We start from the raw sequence: 15,487 nt of genomic DNA on the forward strand, positions 1-15,487 counted from the left end.
ACATGGCACGCCCGGAGAATTCATCACCCGCTCGCCGTCGCTTTCTGCGTGACGCCGTCCGCGCCGTTGCGGGTTTATCCGCCGCGGTGACGGTCCTCGGCATTCAGCAACGGCGCGCTCAGGCTGACGTACTCCGGCTGCGGCCGCCGGGCGCACTGTCTGAAACGGCGTTTTCCGGTGCCTGTATACGCTGTGGTCAATGTATTCAGGCCTGCCCGTACGACACGCTGAAGCTGGCGACGCTGGTCTCCGGCCCCGCCGCCGGTAGCCCTTACTTTGTCGCGCGCGATATCCCGTGCGAGATGTGTGAGGACATTCCCTGCGTGGTCGCCTGCCCCAGCGGTGCCTTACAACCTCTGGACGCTATCGATGACGCCCGAATGGGATTAGCCGTGCTGCTCGATCAGGAGAACTGCCTGAACTATCAGGGGTTACGCTGTGATGTGTGCTATCGCGTCTGTCCTCTCATTGATAGCGCCATCACTCTGGAGCCTGAGCGCAATACCCGAACCGGAAAACACGCCCGTTTTCTGCCTACGGTGCATAGCGATGTCTGTACCGGCTGCGGCAAATGTGAAAAAGCCTGCGTACTGGAACAGCCGGCGATCAAGGTCTTGCCGCGCGCGCTGGCAAAAGGCGAACTCGGACACCACTACCGTTTCAGTTGGCTGGAGGCACGCGATGGCAAATCGTAAGCAGGACGCCGGACGAGAAGCCCGGGCAAAAAAAGGCTGGTGGCGCAGCCACCGCTGGCTGGTATTGCGTCGTCTGACCCAATCTCTGGTGCTGCTCATGTTCCTCAGCGGCCCTCTGTTAGGGTTCTGGATCCTGCACGGTAACTACAGCGCCAGTCGCTTGTTCGACACCGTGCCGTTCAGCGATCCGCTGATGGTGCTGCAAAGTCTGGCCAGCGGTCATCTGCCCGCCACGCTCGCGCTGGTCGGTGCGCTGATTATTGCGCTGAGCTATGCGCTGGCAGGCAAACGCCTGTTCTGTAGCTGGGTCTGCCCGGTTAATCCGCTCACCGATTTAGCCGCCTGGCTACGTCGTCGCTTTGGCATCACCGCCTCGGCGACGATCCCCCGCAATCTGCGCTATCTGCTGCTGATCCTTATTCTGGCAGGGAGTGCGCTGACGGGCGGGCTGCTGTGGGAATGGGTCAATCCCGTCTCACTGGCAGGCCGTGGGCTGATTTTCGGGTTTGGCGCGGGTATCTGGCTGCTGCTGGCGCTGTTTCTGTTTGATTTGTTGGTCGTGGAACACGGCTGGTGCGGACACCTGTGCCCGACTGGCGCGCTGTACGGCGCGCTTGGCAGTAAAGGCGCGCTGGCTGTGGATGCCGCCGAGCGTGAACGCTGTACCCGCTGTATGGACTGCTTCCATGTCTGTCCGGAGCCACAGGTGCTGCGCGCGCCCTTACTCGATAAACACAGTCCGGTACAGGTCACTGACCGAGACTGCATAACATGCGGACGTTGTATTGATGTCTGCGCTGAAGACGTTTTTAAAATAACCCTTAGATGGAAATCGGGAGCAAAGTCATGAAAAGCCTGAGAATGGGATGGTTTCGCTGGATCACCGCCCTGGCGATAATGGGCAGTGCGATAGCGACTGCACAGGTCGATTTAAGCCAATCGCCGGAAGTCGCTGCGACGCAGCCGGGCAATAGCCGGATGCCAAAGCAGCAGGAACGTATGGCGCTCAACTATGTCAACCAGCCACCGATGATCCCGCATAGCGTGGATGGCTATCAGGTCACCCCGACCTTTAACCGCTGCCTACAGTGTCACGGCGTAGAGAGCTACCGTTCCACCAGCGCCCCCCGCGTCAGCCCAACCCATTTTGTCGACAGAGACGGCAAAGTGCTGAGCAATGTCGCCCCTGCGCGCCATTTCTGTCTGCAATGCCACGTGCCGCAAGCGGACAGCTCGCCAATTACCGGCAACACCTTCGCACCTTCTAAAGGCTTTGGACAGTGAGGTTTTCTATGAAACAACCAGGAAAAGTAGGACGGTTGTTGCGCCAGCTGTGGCAATGGTGGCGCCGCCCGAGCCGGTTGGCGCTGGGAACATTGCTCATTATCGGCTTCGCGGGTGGTATTTTCTTTCTGGCAACGTCCCAGAAAGGCATGGAGATGAGCAACAGCGAGGCGTTCTGCATCAGCTGTCATGAAATGCGCAATACCGTCTATCAGGAATATATGGAAACCGCGCACTACAGCAACCGCAGCGGCGTGCGCGCCACCTGCCCGGATTGCCACGTTCCGCATGAGTTTGTGCCAAAAATGGTGCGTAAGATTCAGGCCAGTAAAGAGCTGTACGGCAAAATCATGGGCACGATTGATACGCCACAAAAATTTGAAGCACACCGGCTGACGATGGCGCAGAACGAATGGCGGCGCATGAAAAACAACAATTCTCAGGAATGCCGCAACTGCCACAACTTTGACTATATGGACTTCTCAGGGCAAAAAACCGTCGCGGCGGAAAAACACAGCGAAGCGATAAAACTCGGTCAAACCTGTATCGATTGCCACAAAGGTATCGCCCACAAACTGCCGGACATGCACGGCGTCAAAAGCGGGTTATAACCCGCCCCCCTTCGTCACACTCGGGACGGCGTATGCCGTCCTATCGTTTCTGACAAAGGCCGTCGAGCGGGAGTAACGGATAGATCGTAAAGACGCTGTGAATACATCCATGTACGCTCGGCTTGCGCAGATATGAATCTCATCCCTGAGATTCACCCTTTCAGGGCCGTCGCTAGCGACGTTCAAAAACGTTCCTGACGTTTTTGTCCATAGCGCAAACGCTTTACTCTTCTATTCCGTTACTCCCGTTTTCATTCTGCAAATAGAACGGTATAAGGACGGCACCCCCTTCAACATGAAGGCCGTCCACAGCAATCCTCCGTGCAGGCGGAGTAATCCCTTCACAAATAAAGATGTGCTACGTTCAGTCTTTTGATTTTATGGGGTTGGCTCGCGTAAAAAAATCGCGCAGAGGTGTACATGACCGCCGGATGAGCGGCATGGACGCCGCGAAAGCCTGCGCCGCGTCGGGAGCGCGTCGCAGGCGGTCCGAACAGCGGGCATGAACACCGAAGGCACCGCGAAGCGGCGCGATTTACCGCGAAAAGCCAGGGGTCACGGGGCGACGGCAACTGAGCCGCCCCGTGTCGGGCGCGTGCAACGCGAGTTGCAGAGAATGCCCCTTCTTAATGCGCACGAAACCTTCGTCGTAACAATAGAAACAGCAAGCACTGTAACAACAGAAACAACAAAAGGGCGATAGATATCGCCCTTTTACTATTTAGATGAAGATAAAAATAACTTACTTGCCGGTGGTTGCCTGAACCGACAGTGACGCTTTCGCCTGCCCGACGCTGCGCTCGATAACCGCACGCCGCGTGTCGTTTTGCGGGAGCAGTTTCAGCATCGTTTGCCAGGCATCAATCGCATCCTGATAGCGCTGGGCTTCATAGGCATTGAAAGCCAGCAGGCTCAGCACGCGCACATTGGTCGAGCCGGAATTCATCAGTTCACGCAGCATGTCTCCACCGCGCTGGCTATCACGCAGGTCGGTGGATCGCGACAGCAGATCGGCATAATCCAGCGCCAGATCCGTATTTTTCGGATCGAGCTGGAACGCCCTGCTAAACGCCTGCACGGACATGTCGTAGTTATTCAGCAAGCCCGCAATGCGCCCCAACATCCACCAGTCTTGTGGATTGTCTGGCTGCGTTTCTAGCTGACTACGCAATCCCAGACCGAGACGTGCGACCTCTTCGATGGTCAGCGGTTCGGCATCAGGATCCAACGCTCGCTTCATCAGGTCCGGCGTTAACGCCACAACCTGCTGTAGCTCCTGTACCCGATTAATCGCGGAGGTTTTCCAAAACACGCCGAGGCTGACAATGACCAGCAACAGCACGCCCGGCAGCAAAACCCAGCGGTTTAGCGGGCGCTGTTGTGCCTTCGCGCCGCCGGGAATATCCTGCAATAGCGTATGCTGGAGCTCCTCAACCAGTTGAGTTCGTTCCTGCTCATTGGCAACATCCGCAGTAAGCTCACGCAGACGGTCGCGATACAGCGCCTGATTGATCGCATCACGATCGTATTCGCCCCGTGACGACCACGGCGCAAGCAGCAGCGCTGAAAGCGCAATCAGCGATAGCACAATGGTTGCAGTCAGTAGTATCATTCCGGTTTCTCCTCACGTCCCAACAGCGTCTGCAAGCGCTTTCTATCCTGTTCACTCATCGGCTCTTTGGTGCTTCTGATGCGGTGTGCACGCCGAATAATCATCCACGCTCCCGCAGCCAGAAACAGCGCAGGCAGCAGCCATAGCAGGAGGGTAAACGGCGTTATCGGCGGTTCATACGTCACAAAGTAACCGTAACGATCCACCATATAATCGACAACCTGCTCTTTCGTTTGCCCTTGCTGCATCAGCTCATACACTTTCTGTCGCATATCCGAAGCAATCATCGAATTGGAATCGGCAATGCTGTTGTTCTGGCATTTCGGGCAGCGCAGCTGCATGGTTAATTCACGAAACTGTTGCTCCTGCGTATCGTTGTCAAAACGCAATACCTCAGAGGATGCCAGCACACTGAACGACAGCAGCAATGCGCCAAGGAAACTCAGCACTCTCATGCACCGCCCTCCTTGCTGTATTTCTCCCACAGCGGTTGCAGCGTTTCTTGCCACACCTGCATATTGAGATCGCCCGCGTGGCGATAGCGAATGATGCCTTTCCCGTCGATCAGGAAGGTTTCCGGCGCGCCATACACGCCCAGATCCAGCCCCAGCATGCCGTCACCATCAAACAGGCTCATCGCATAGGGGTTGCCTAGCGTCTTCAGCCACTCCACCGCTTTGGGGCGTTCATCTTTATAATTCATGCCTACGACGCGAATCCCCTGCGCCGCCAGCGTGTTGAGAAACTGGTGCTCCGCGCGGCACGTCGGGCACCACGTCGCCCAGACGTTCAGCAGCAGCGGTTTGCCATCGCTCAGTTCAGACTGGTTATAAACCTTTCCCGGTTGATCCAGCGATTCAAGACGAAATTCGGGAATCGGTTTACCAATCAGGGCCGACTCCAGCCGCATCGGGTCATCGCCGTCGCTGTTACGCACCAGTTGCCACAGCAAGGCAACGGCCAGCAGTAAAAACAGCACGAGCGGGATTAACAAGATTTTGCGGCTCATGATGATGCCTCCCTAACAGCACGACGTAGGCGATAGCGAGGATCGAACATGCACAGGATGCCGCCTAACGCCATCAGCCCCCCGCCGTACCAAATCCAGCGGACAAAGGGTTTGTAATACAGCCGCACCGCCCAGCTCCCGTCATCCAGCTTTTCACCCAAGGCGGCGTAAAGATCGCGCGTCACACCCGCATCAATGGCGGCTTCCGTCATGATCGCGCCGCTGGTGTTGTAGAAGCGTTTTTCCGCTTTCAGCGTCGCTTCCGGTTTGCCGTTATGCGTGACCTCAATCGTCCCTTTCGCGCTTTGCCAGTTAGGCCCCACAACATCACGCACGCCTTGAAACGTAAAACGGTAATCGTGGATCGCGATGCTGTCGCCAGCCCGCATCCGTACATCCCGCTCAACGCTATAATTCTGGCTGAAGGCGATCCCTACTACCGTCACCGCCAGCCCAATATGACCGCACACCATGCCCCACTGGCTCAGTGAGAGCGTGGTCAAACCGCGCAGAAAACCATGACGACGGGTGGAACTGGTATGTAGCTCGTACACCGTTAAGAAGAACACCCACAGCGCCATCGACAGGCCGACCACCGTCATAGCAACAAGGGAATCCTGAAATAGCCACGGCAGCAGCAGCGATAGCGCGGCGGTCACGACCAGCGCAATCAGCAGCAGCTTACGCAGCTTTTGCGGTTCGTCGCGCCGCCAGCGAACCAGCGGCCCCACGCCCAACAGCAAGGCAAACGGCGCCATTAACAGGGTGAACATGGTGTTGAAGAACGGTGCACCAATCGAGATGCTGCCCAAGCCCAGCTGTTTATGCACCAGCGGCAGCAGCGTTCCCAGCAGCACCACAAGCGTAGCCGCCATCAGGATCAGGTTATTGCCGAGCAGGAACGTTTCACGCGACCAGAGCGAATTCGTGACCCGCGCCCGTACCCGGTTGCCTTTGATGGCAAACAGCAGCAACGAACCGCCGATAACAATGACCAGAAACGCGAGGATAAACATGCCGCGCGCCGGATCGGAGGCAAACGCGTGCACCGATACCAATACGCCGGAACGCACCAGAAACGTCCCCAGCAGGCAGAGCGAGAACGCGCCGATGGCCAGCAGTACCGTCCAGGCCTTGAAGCTGCCGCGCTTTTCGGTGACCGACAGCGAGTGCAGCAGCGCCGTGCCCACCAGCCACGGCATCAATGACGCATTCTCTACCGGATCCCAGAACCACCAGCCGCCCCAGCCAAGCTCGTAATACGCCCAGCCCGAACCGAGCACGATACCCAGCGTCAGAAACGACCAGGCCGCCTGCGTCCACGGTCGGGACCAGCGAGCCCACGCGCTGTCCAACCGTTCAGCCAGCAGCGAGGCGACCGCAAACGCAAACGCCACGGAGAACCCGACATAGCCCATATAAAGCAATGGAGGGTGGAAGATTAACCCGACATCCTGCAACAGCGGATTGAGATCGCGCCCGTCAATCGGGTAGTCCGGCAGCGTGCGCGTAAAGGGATTCGACGTCAGGATGATAAACAGCAAGAAGCCAACATTAATCATCCCCATGACGGCCAGCACGCGTGCAACCGCATCCAGCGACATCCCGCGGCTGAATATCGCCACCGCGAAGGTCCAGCCGCTCATCAGCAGCACCCAGAGCAGCAGCGACCCTTCATGTGCACCCCACGCTGCCGCCACGCGATACCATACCGGCAGCGCGCGGTTCGAGTTGTTGGCTACATAGAGAACGGTGAAATCATTAACCACCAGCGCATGCACCAACACGAGGAAAGACGCTAAAATGCATGCAAACAGCGCCCAGGCAAGCGGACGCGCCAGCGCCATCAGACGTGCGTCCTGACGCGCCGCGCCCCACAGCGGATACACGCTGAGCAACAGCGCAACGCCCAGCGCCAGACAGAGCAGATAATTGCCCACTTCAGGCATCATAACTGTTTACCCTCTGTGGCCGCCGCCGGTGCATGGCCGTGCTGTCCTTCCATCGCCGCCTTGATTTCCGGTGGCGTGTAGTTTTCATCATGTCGGGCAAGCACTTCTTTCGCCATGATGTGATCGTCGGTGTCCAGAATGCCCTGTGCCACAACGCCTTGTCCCTCGCGGAACAGGTCCGGCAGCATCCCGTTATAGGTCACATCCACGGAACCCTGCGCATCATAAACAGTGAAGCGGACTTCCAGACTTTGGCTGTCGCGGCGCACGCTGCCCGGCATCACCATGCCGCCGACGCGCAAGCGCTGCCCGATCGCCGGTTTTTCCTGCGTTTCGTTCTTGCCATAAAGGATTTCGCTGGGCGTATAAAAGAGGTCGATATTTGAACTCAACGCATAGAGCGTCAGCGCAATCGTCAACACCGCGCCGCAAATGACGGCCAGAATGGCATAGAGGCGAGTTTTACGCGGGGCACTCATTGCGCCACCTCCATCGTTTCCGACTGACGGGCCGTACTCTTGCGCTGCTCGCGCGCCTGCTGGCGGCGGATATCATTCAGCAATGCGCGACGATTCAAGAGGGTATGACCGACCAACGCGCTCAGCGGTAACAGCGTGAGCACCACGGCCAGCCAGACGTAAAAGGCATAGCCGCCCATCGCAAAGAAATCCTGCCAGCTTGTGAAAGCGATGTTCATCGTGCGACTCCTCCTTTATTGACCAACGCGGCAACCCAGGGCGCACGACGCTGCTGCACCAGTATCAGATTACGCAAGCGCATGAGTGACAACGTCACAAAAAGACTCATAAATCCTAGCATCATGATGCGCAGCGGAAGACGCATGGCGGGATCGATCGTTTTTTGCATTTTTGTCGATCCCTGATGCAGGGTATTCCACCACTCGACCGAGAAATGGATGATGGGTAAATTCACTACGCCAACCAGCACCAGAATCGCCGCCGCGCGACCGGCAAGACGGCGATCGTCAAACGCGTTGTAGAGCGCGATGATGCCCACGTATAGAAACAGTAGAACGAGTTCCGACGTCAGGCGTGCATCCCACACCCACCAGGTTCCCCACATCGGTTTGCCCCAGGTAGACCCAGTAGTCAGCGCAATAAAGGTAAATACCGCGCCGACCGGTGCCATCGCCGCCACGGCAAGCTCTGCCGTTTTTGACTGCCGAACCATCCCGACAAGCGCAAACATCGCCATTACGGCATAGACGCCCATCGACCACACGGCCGCTGGCACGTGCAGGTACATGATGCGATACCCTTGCCCTTGCTGATAATCCGCGGGGGCAAATCCAAATCCCAGCAGGCAACCGCCGATCAACAGCGCCGCGCTAAGCAGGGCAAACCAGGGGATAAGCCTGCCGCAAAGGCCATAAAGGCGATCCGGCTGCGTAAGCTGATAGTTTTTTTTCAACATAACGTGTGCTCACTCTGCTAAAACTCATCCCAACGGGACGATGAACGCGATCCTGAGATCGAAAAATTATTGTATGCTCACCCGCAACGCCGCCGCCGTGGCAAACGGGCTCAGGGTGGCGCTGCCTGCCAGAAAGGCGCCGAGGATCGCCAGATACCCGCCCACCGGCAGTTGCATCATGGCGGCCTCGACTGCCGCCGTCGCAAAAATCAACAGCGGTATGGTTAGCGGCAAGACCAGCAGGCTTAACAGCACGCCGCTGCGGCGCAGCCCGACCGTTAATCCCGCACCAATCGCGCCCAGAAAACTGAGCGTGGGCGTACAGAGCAACAGCGTTAGCGCCATCACCCACCAGCCGTAGCTGTCCAGCCCAAACAGAAGCGCGGCCAGCGGGGAAAGCAGTAACAGCGGCAGCCCGCTGACCATCCAATGCACCACGACTTTCGCCAGCACCACTAGCGGCAGCGGCAACGGCAGCAGCGTCAGCTGTTCCAGCGACCCGTCCTGATAGTCGTCGCGGAAAAGCCGATCCATCGCCAGCAGAGACGCGAGCAGTGCCGCTACCCACACCACGCCCGGTGCCACACGCACCAATAGCTGCGGCTCCGGTCCAATGGCCAGAGGGAACAAAATAATGACGATCAGGAAGAACCACAGCGGGTTGAGGATTTCCGCGTTATTGCGCAACGCAACGCGCAGCTCTCGGGCAATCAGACGCCGCATGATGGTGCTCCCTCACTCGGCGTAAGCGGGATACAGCGAATATCCTGAGCGAACGGTCGCAGCGGCTGGTGGGTGGTTAAAATGATGATGCCGCCGCGCGCAATATGGTGTTCCATACGCTGTGTCAGCATTTCGACGCCCGTCACATCGAGCGCGGTAAGCGGTTCATCCAGAATCCACAGCGGGACGTCGGTAAGCCACAAACGCGCCAGCGCGACGCGTCGCTGTTGCCCTGCCGAAAGACGCGCCACGGGTACGTCTTCATACCCTGCCAGCCCGACAGCGGCCAGCGCCTGCCAGTGCGCATCCTGATGCAGGTGCGGATAGAAAAAACGCAGGTTCTCTTCACCGGTCAAGACGCTCTTGATACCCGGCTGATGGCCTAACCACAGAAGCTGCTGGTTAAACTGCTCGCGCATGCGGTTAATGCGTTGCCCTTGCCAGCAGATTTCCCCCGATTCTGGCGTCGCCAGGCCGCTTAAAATGCGCAACAGCGACGTTTTGCCCACGCCGTTGGCGCCAGCAATCTGCACCATTTCTCCCGGACTCGCCGTAAACGACAACGCGCTGAACAGCACATGCTCATCGCGTATGCAAACCACATCGCGCGCTTCTAACATCAGGGGACAGCTCCTTACTTCATAAGTGGTTATAGAATAACATGGCGCCCTTACTCCCCCTCTCGGAGGCCGTAACCCTAAAGAGTTAATCTTTTTTATTGAGATCAATAAAATCGGTGATTCCGGTTATTCCTGTCATCATGGCGGTGCCAAAAGCCGCGCTTACCCCTTTTATTCAAGAGTTATCACGCACTATTTCTGGCTGTTCTTCAGCAGCGTTGCCGTGTTGATCGCCTCGATCAATTGAACGCGATTAACCCGCGGGCTATAGGTATCCAGCAAGCGCTGCCAAATCGTAATCGCGCGCGCATAGTCCGCTTTCAGGAACGCGTCAGACGCCAGCAGCATCAGCGCCGTCGCTTCATTGGCATCCAGTGCCAGCGCTTTATCGACCATCTCTTGCATCGGGGGCGTGACGGCCTGACCCGCCTGGTAATACAGCACCGTCGCCAGCGCCGAATACAGTTCCGCGCTGTCGCCCTTCAGCGCAATCGCCTGCCGATAAGCGCGCAGCGCGTTGTCATACGCGTTCCGATAAAGATAATATTCACCTAACTCAGCCCAGAGGACGCTGTTGCCCGGCGTTTTACGAATGTTGTCCTGCAAAGTGGCGAGCTGTTTTTCCTGCTGCTGTGCGTCGCTAAAATCGTGTAGCGGATCGGCCAGCCGCTGACGTTCCGCCTGAACGAGCTCGGCACGCGGGCTGAGCATGTAGAACGTCGCACTGCCCAATAGGATAGCGACAATCGCAACCACAACGGCGATGACGGGCATCGGGCGCGGTGCAGAAGAAGAGGATGACGTTAGCGGTAGGTCGTGAGACAGTTCGCGCCCCAGCATTCTGGCTTCATGTTCAGAAAGGTGCTTCCCTGCCTGTTCACACTGAAACTGCCAGATGCGCTCCGCTAAACGCTGTAGCTTGCCATCCCCCTCCGACTGGCGCTGGGGCAGTAGCGGCCATAACAGCCCGGCAGCCAGAACGACAATCGCAACGGCGACGAACACCATACTTAATACGTTCAGGTCCAACAGGTTCACGCTTAACAGGCTCATGGGCGCGCCCCTCGGTTCTGCTGCCGTATCACCCGCCACGCGATAACCGCAATCGCTAACAGCAAAAACAGCGGCGTTAGCCAGAGGATGCCGGTTTGCATTTTCATCGGCGGGTTGTACTGAACAAAATCGCCATAGCGCTGATTCATAAACGCGATAATTTCTGACTTGTCCTTGCCCTGCTCCACCATGGAAAAAACTTCATGGCGCATGCTGACCGCTACGGGCGAATTCGATTCCAACAGGCTCTGGTTCTGACATTGCGGACAGCGCAATTCGCCGGCAATCGCCATTGCAGCCTGACGCTGTACCTGACTGGAAAACACCCAGGTATCCACCACCTGAGCCTGCACAGAACACGCCAGTAGCATGAAAAGGAGCGCAATGTATTTAGTCATAGGCCCTTCTCCCTCTGAACCACCCCAGCAGTGCACCTGCGACCATCAGCAGGCCGCCGCCCCACACCCAGCGGACGCCGGTTTGCACATAGAAACGCATGGCGTAGCGGTTTTCGCCGGTTTTCTCTCCCATCACGGCATACCATTCTCTAATCGGCCCCCAGGCAATACCCGGTTCAATCATCTGCTGCTTGCGTGCGTTGTAATAACGACGTTCCGGCATGACGCGGGCGATCGGCGAATCACCACGATAAATCGCGATCACGGCCTGCTCTGCGGTGTAATTCTGCGCCGCCACTAAATCCAGCTGTAAAAAGCGAAATTGGTAGTCGCCCAGCGTAACCTGTTCTCCCTGCCCCACATTGGCGCTGATTTCCTGCTTGCTGCCCGCAGAGAACGCAATCCCCAAGGCAAACAGCGCCACGCCCGTATGCGCCAGCAGTGCAGGAAGCTGCTGACGTACCGCCGACAGCGGCTGCAACCACTGCGCGGCCATGACCCAGCCGATCAAACCCGCAGCCAACGCGACGGCATATCCATGCGACCATAAGGCCAGTGCGGTGACGACACCGACCGCCAGCGTTACGACTACGCGCCGGACAGGCCACCGTGCGCTGCGTTTCCAATAGCCACCTGCCGCTACCCCGATGAGCAACAGCATCAACCCGCCGAAGGGCAAGAGCACACGGTTAAAATAGGGCGCGCCCACGGAGATTTTCCCCCAGCCCGCCAGCCCGTAGATCATCGGGTAAAGCGTGCCAAGCAGCACCACCAGCGCGACGGCGCTGAATAACAGCAGCACCAGCAGTATCGCGATTTCCCGCGACCAACCGGAGAAACGGGCAGCGGAGCGGACAAGCTGAGCACGCCAGCCGTAAACCGCCAGAGCCGCCATACTTAAGCAGGCAAACAGAATAAATAGAGGCACCGCGCGGTCATGTTCGAGCGCGAAGGCATGGACGGAGACCAGTATCCCGGAGCGCACGATCAGCGTGCCCAGCAGACATAAAATGAACGTCAGCAGCGCCAATATCAGCGACCAATGGCGGAAGATGCCGCGCATGCGGGTGACAGACAAACTGTGCAGTAACGCGCTGGCCGTTAGCCACGGGAGCAGCGAGGCGTTTTCGACCGGATCCCAGAACCACCATCCTCCCCAGCCCAGTTCGTTATAGGCCCACCACGATCCCAAGATGATGCCCAGTGTTAGCAGGCTCCATGCGGGCAGCGTCCAGCGCCAGCAAATCCAGGCGGCCGGCGCAGTAAACTCACCGTGAATCAGGGCCGCTAACGCCAGTGCCGCACTCACGGTTAACCCGCCATAGCCCAGATAGAGCAACGGCGGATGGAGGATGAGGCCAATGTGTTGCAGCATGGGGTTGAGATCCCTCCCCGCCACCGCAGGCGGGAAGAGACGCACAAAGGGATCGGAGAAAAAGACAATGAACACCAGCAGCGCGGTCGCGATCACGGCCAGCACCGCCAGCGTCAGCGGGAACAAATCGCTCGTCGCCTTACGATAGCGGCAGGCGAACGCGGCGCTCCAACCAGTTAAACATAACAGCCACAGCAGCAGCGATCCTTCATGTCCGCCCCAGACCGCCGCCATTTTTAGCCCCAGCGGTAAATCACGATGGCTATGCTGGGCGACGTAGTTAACGGAGAAATCATCCTGTACCACGCTCAGCGTCAGCGCGATAAACGCGAACAGCACGAGGCCAAACAGTACCAACGTCCAGCACCGCGCCAGTCGGTACGTGCCCGACCAGCGCAGGGAGTAGCCTGAAAATGTCAGCAACACCGTCGCCACACCGACGCAAACCGCCAGCGACAGCGCGACATACCCAAATTCTGGCAATAACAACATCAACAGGCCTCTTGCTGGGAATTAGACAACGGTTAACTGCCCCGCATAGAGGATAAAGAAGCGCAGTAGCAAGACGCCCACCAGACTCATACCGCAGACCGCCAGCACGCCATAAGGTGAATGCTGTCGGTTAGCCCATGACTTGAGCAGCAAGGGAAGGATTAATCCAATCCCTACCACGCCCAGCCAGAACCACACGGCCCAGAACCCACCACCCACGGCGGCGACCAGCGCCCGCTGCTTCCCATCGTCCCCTAAAGCAAGGCCGATAAAGAACGCAAACAGTAAGAAGATTTCTAGCCACACGACCGGCGTTTCGACACGGTGTACAAAGTGCGCTTCTTCACTATGCGGATTGCGACGATAGCGGCAGGCCATGGCGATCAGCGCTACTGCGGCACCGGAGGACACTCCCGAAAACAGGAATAGCGCCGGTAAGATCGGGTTATTCAGCAGCGGATAGGTCTTAAGCGCGGAGAGTAAAAAACCGGTATAAGCCCCTAACATCACCGCCAGCAGTAACATCACGATATCCAGCGATTTCTGCATTGGAGCCAGCCAACCGAGCACCTTGGGAAGCATGACCAGCTTCGGCAACCAGCGCTGTTGCAGCACGATAACCTGCTCGCTAAAAATGTTGGCTAACCAGACCGCCAGCGCCGCCATGTATACCTGAAACAGCATGACCCCAACCGACATCACCGAGGTAAAGCTGTAATGGAACATGAGCTTCCAGAACGTCCAGGGGCGCGTCAGGTGGAAGATCAGAATCAGCAATCCAAAAATGATGGTGCACGGCGCGAGAATCAGCGTGGTGCGCATTAGCGTACTGTCTGCGGTTGCCTGTTCGGGGTGGTAGCGCCGCAGTAAGGCCGACAGCGTCACCAGCCCCGCAGAAATGCCCACCAGGAACAGGTAAATCGCAATCGGCCAGTCCCAGACTAACGAATCAAAATGGAATGCGCTTGAAGACACGGGCGTCATTGATGAACCTCCCCGTATTTAAACGGTACGCGATAGACCTTAGGACGAGTGCCGAGCGCGATTTTATAGCGATACGTCGGCTGTTGACGAAGCAGGCGGGAAATCTCGCTGTCAGGATCGTCAAGGTTGCCGAACGTCAGCGCGTTCGTCGGACAAGACAACACACAGGCGGGCAGTTTTCCGGCTTTCAGGTTGGTCTTGCGGCAAAAATCGCACTTATCCGCCGTTTTCGTCTTCGGATGAATAAAGCGCACTTGATAAGGACAGGCAGCAATACAGTATTGGCACCCGACGCACAGATCGGGATTCACATCCACAATGCCGTTTGCCGCATCGCGATAGGACGCTCCGGTAGGACACACGTCAACACAGGGTGCATGATCGCAGTGCTGACAGGAGTGACGGAAAAACCGGTATTTTACGTCCGGGAAGGTCCCGATCGGTTCGCTGCGAACGATCGTCAGGCGCGATACGCCTTCCGGCACCTGATTAACTTCCCGGCAGGCATCCATACACGCCGTACAGCCGATACAGAGCGATTCATCGTGGATCATGCCGTAGCGGACGCCGTTGATATTCAGCGTCTGTGCGACGACCTGCCCCGCCGTACTGGTGAGGGCAATCAGCCCCCCCATACGGGCAATAAATTGACGACGAGAGCAACTCATGGCTGCCTCTTATTACCCAGATGAACTGAGGCTGGGTTGAAATCGGGGTTATTGCGCTGATCGCTATGGCAGTCTACGCACAGTTTGATGCGGCTCTTGTCGTTCAGCGTCTGCATACTATCCTGCGTAGGATGCAGTTGGTGACAGCTGGCACACGCTACTTTCGTCACATGCACATCGTGTGGCCAGAACGCTTTCTGCAACTGTTCCGGCGCATGGCATGACATACAGACGCTGTTTTGCTCTTCCACCTTGTACATCGGGAAGTTAAAGCGCATGACATCTTTAACGCCTTCGCGGTGCAGCAGCGACGGTTTGCCGTGGCAGTTAGTGCAGGTCAACTGCTGCTGATTATGCGGATTGATGGCGGTGGCATGTTTGCCCTTCATGCCATCCTCTTCCGGTTTATGGCACTGTAGACAAGCCTCATCGGGATTGCGCTGGGGCATAACCTCCCACCGATCTCCTTTTTCCGCCTGAGGTGCGGGCTGCGTCAGCCCTGGCAATGCCCAAAGCATGCCTGATACCAGCACCCCGGCAGTCAATAACGAACGTAATACGCTCATATCCACTCCAC

19 protein-coding genes are annotated in these 15,487 nt (G+C 57.6%); 4 read left to right on the top strand and 15 right to left on the bottom strand.

What is annotated here, in order from left to right; translation table 11 throughout:
• Positions 1–2 precede the first annotated feature (2 nt).
• The 4 genes from napG to napC are packed head-to-tail and all read left to right on the top strand — an operon-like array spanning position 3 to position 2,590.
• Positions 3–695, top strand: coding sequence for a ferredoxin-type protein NapG (napG, locus tag R9X49_RS08960; RefSeq protein WP_319848041.1), 693 nt, complete (start codon positions 3–5; stop codon positions 693–695).
• Positions 682–1,545, top strand: a complete 864-nt coding sequence (napH, locus tag R9X49_RS08965) for a quinol dehydrogenase ferredoxin subunit NapH (RefSeq protein ID WP_319848042.1) — start codon at positions 682–684, stop codon at positions 1,543–1,545. The genes napG and napH overlap by 14 nt, the downstream gene beginning before the upstream one ends.
• Entirely contained in the window at positions 1,542–1,979 is a 438-nt protein-coding gene (gene napB, locus R9X49_RS08970; protein WP_010307737.1) for a nitrate reductase cytochrome c-type subunit, read from the top strand. The genes napH and napB overlap by 4 nt, the downstream gene beginning before the upstream one ends.
• 8 nt (positions 1,980–1,987) lie before the next feature.
• Positions 1,988–2,590 carry a cytochrome c-type protein NapC gene (gene napC, locus R9X49_RS08975; protein ID WP_015840628.1) on the top strand — a complete coding sequence of 201 codons (603 nt, stop codon included), beginning with the start codon at positions 1,988–1,990 and terminating at the stop codon, positions 2,588–2,590.
• A 742-nt stretch (positions 2,591–3,332) separates the two neighbouring features.
• Here the strand turns inward: napC and ccmI are convergent.
• The 15 genes from ccmI to nrfB form a co-directional block, all read right to left on the bottom strand.
• Positions 3,333–4,202, bottom strand: a complete 870-nt coding sequence (ccmI, locus tag R9X49_RS08980) for a c-type cytochrome biogenesis protein CcmI (RefSeq protein WP_319848044.1) — start codon at positions 4,200–4,202, stop codon at positions 3,333–3,335.
• Positions 4,199–4,657: a cytochrome c-type biogenesis protein gene (locus R9X49_RS08985; RefSeq protein ID WP_319848045.1), complete on the bottom strand. Its 459-nt coding sequence runs from the start codon at positions 4,655–4,657 to the stop codon at positions 4,199–4,201. The genes ccmI and R9X49_RS08985 overlap by 4 nt, the downstream gene beginning before the upstream one ends.
• Positions 4,654–5,211, bottom strand: coding sequence for a DsbE family thiol:disulfide interchange protein (locus R9X49_RS08990; RefSeq protein WP_040032209.1), 558 nt, complete (start codon positions 5,209–5,211; stop codon positions 4,654–4,656). The genes R9X49_RS08985 and R9X49_RS08990 overlap by 4 nt, the downstream gene beginning before the upstream one ends.
• Entirely contained in the window at positions 5,208–7,163 is a 1,956-nt protein-coding gene (locus R9X49_RS08995) for a heme lyase CcmF/NrfE family subunit (protein ID WP_319848047.1), read from the bottom strand. The genes R9X49_RS08990 and R9X49_RS08995 overlap by 4 nt, the downstream gene beginning before the upstream one ends.
• Positions 7,160–7,642: a cytochrome c maturation protein CcmE gene (ccmE, locus tag R9X49_RS09000; protein WP_319848049.1), complete on the bottom strand. Its 483-nt coding sequence runs from the start codon at positions 7,640–7,642 to the stop codon at positions 7,160–7,162. Before ccmE ends, R9X49_RS08995 begins: the two co-directional genes overlap by 4 nt.
• Positions 7,639–7,860 carry a heme exporter protein CcmD gene (gene ccmD / locus R9X49_RS09005; protein WP_319848050.1) on the bottom strand — a complete coding sequence of 74 codons (222 nt, stop codon included), beginning with the start codon at positions 7,858–7,860 and terminating at the stop codon, positions 7,639–7,641. The genes ccmE and ccmD overlap by 4 nt, the downstream gene beginning before the upstream one ends.
• The gene (locus R9X49_RS09010) at positions 7,857–8,597 is read right to left on the bottom strand and encodes a heme ABC transporter permease (protein WP_319848051.1); all 741 of its coding nucleotides are present in this window, start codon (positions 8,595–8,597) and stop codon (positions 7,857–7,859) included. The genes ccmD and R9X49_RS09010 overlap by 4 nt, the downstream gene beginning before the upstream one ends.
• A gap of 66 nt (positions 8,598–8,663) precedes the next feature.
• Positions 8,664–9,320: a heme exporter protein CcmB gene (gene ccmB / locus R9X49_RS09015; protein WP_319848053.1), complete on the bottom strand. Its 657-nt coding sequence runs from the start codon at positions 9,318–9,320 to the stop codon at positions 8,664–8,666.
• Entirely contained in the window at positions 9,308–9,940 is a 633-nt protein-coding gene (gene ccmA / locus R9X49_RS09020) for a cytochrome c biogenesis heme-transporting ATPase CcmA (RefSeq protein WP_319848054.1), read from the bottom strand. Before ccmA ends, ccmB begins: the two co-directional genes overlap by 13 nt.
• A 192-nt stretch (positions 9,941–10,132) precedes the next feature.
• Positions 10,133–10,993, bottom strand: coding sequence for a heme lyase NrfEFG subunit NrfG (gene nrfG, locus R9X49_RS09025; protein ID WP_319848056.1), 861 nt, complete (start codon positions 10,991–10,993; stop codon positions 10,133–10,135).
• Entirely contained in the window at positions 10,990–11,391 is a 402-nt protein-coding gene (gene nrfF / locus R9X49_RS09030; RefSeq protein ID WP_319848057.1) for a heme lyase NrfEFG subunit NrfF, read from the bottom strand. The genes nrfG and nrfF overlap by 4 nt, the downstream gene beginning before the upstream one ends.
• The gene (locus R9X49_RS09035; protein WP_319848059.1) at positions 11,384–13,258 is read right to left on the bottom strand and encodes a heme lyase CcmF/NrfE family subunit; all 1,875 of its coding nucleotides are present in this window, start codon (positions 13,256–13,258) and stop codon (positions 11,384–11,386) included. The genes nrfF and R9X49_RS09035 overlap by 8 nt, the downstream gene beginning before the upstream one ends.
• A gap of 21 nt (positions 13,259–13,279) precedes the next feature.
• Complete coding sequence (gene nrfD / locus R9X49_RS09040; RefSeq protein WP_319848060.1) at positions 13,280–14,242, bottom strand: cytochrome c nitrite reductase subunit NrfD; 963 nt, start codon at positions 14,240–14,242, stop codon at positions 13,280–13,282.
• On the bottom strand, positions 14,239–14,910 hold the full coding sequence (nrfC, locus tag R9X49_RS09045) for a cytochrome c nitrite reductase Fe-S protein (RefSeq protein ID WP_319848061.1): 672 nt from the start codon (positions 14,908–14,910) through the stop codon (positions 14,239–14,241). The genes nrfD and nrfC overlap by 4 nt, the downstream gene beginning before the upstream one ends.
• Positions 14,907–15,476 carry a cytochrome c nitrite reductase pentaheme subunit gene (gene nrfB / locus R9X49_RS09050; protein ID WP_319848062.1) on the bottom strand — a complete coding sequence of 190 codons (570 nt, stop codon included), beginning with the start codon at positions 15,474–15,476 and terminating at the stop codon, positions 14,907–14,909. The genes nrfC and nrfB overlap by 4 nt, the downstream gene beginning before the upstream one ends.
• Positions 15,477–15,487: the final 11 nt, after the last annotated feature.

Origin of the sequence: Pectobacterium carotovorum (genome assembly GCF_033898505.1) — a bacterium.
In the GTDB taxonomy this organism is placed as follows: Bacteria; Pseudomonadota; Gammaproteobacteria; order Enterobacterales; family Enterobacteriaceae; genus Pectobacterium; species Pectobacterium carotovorum_J.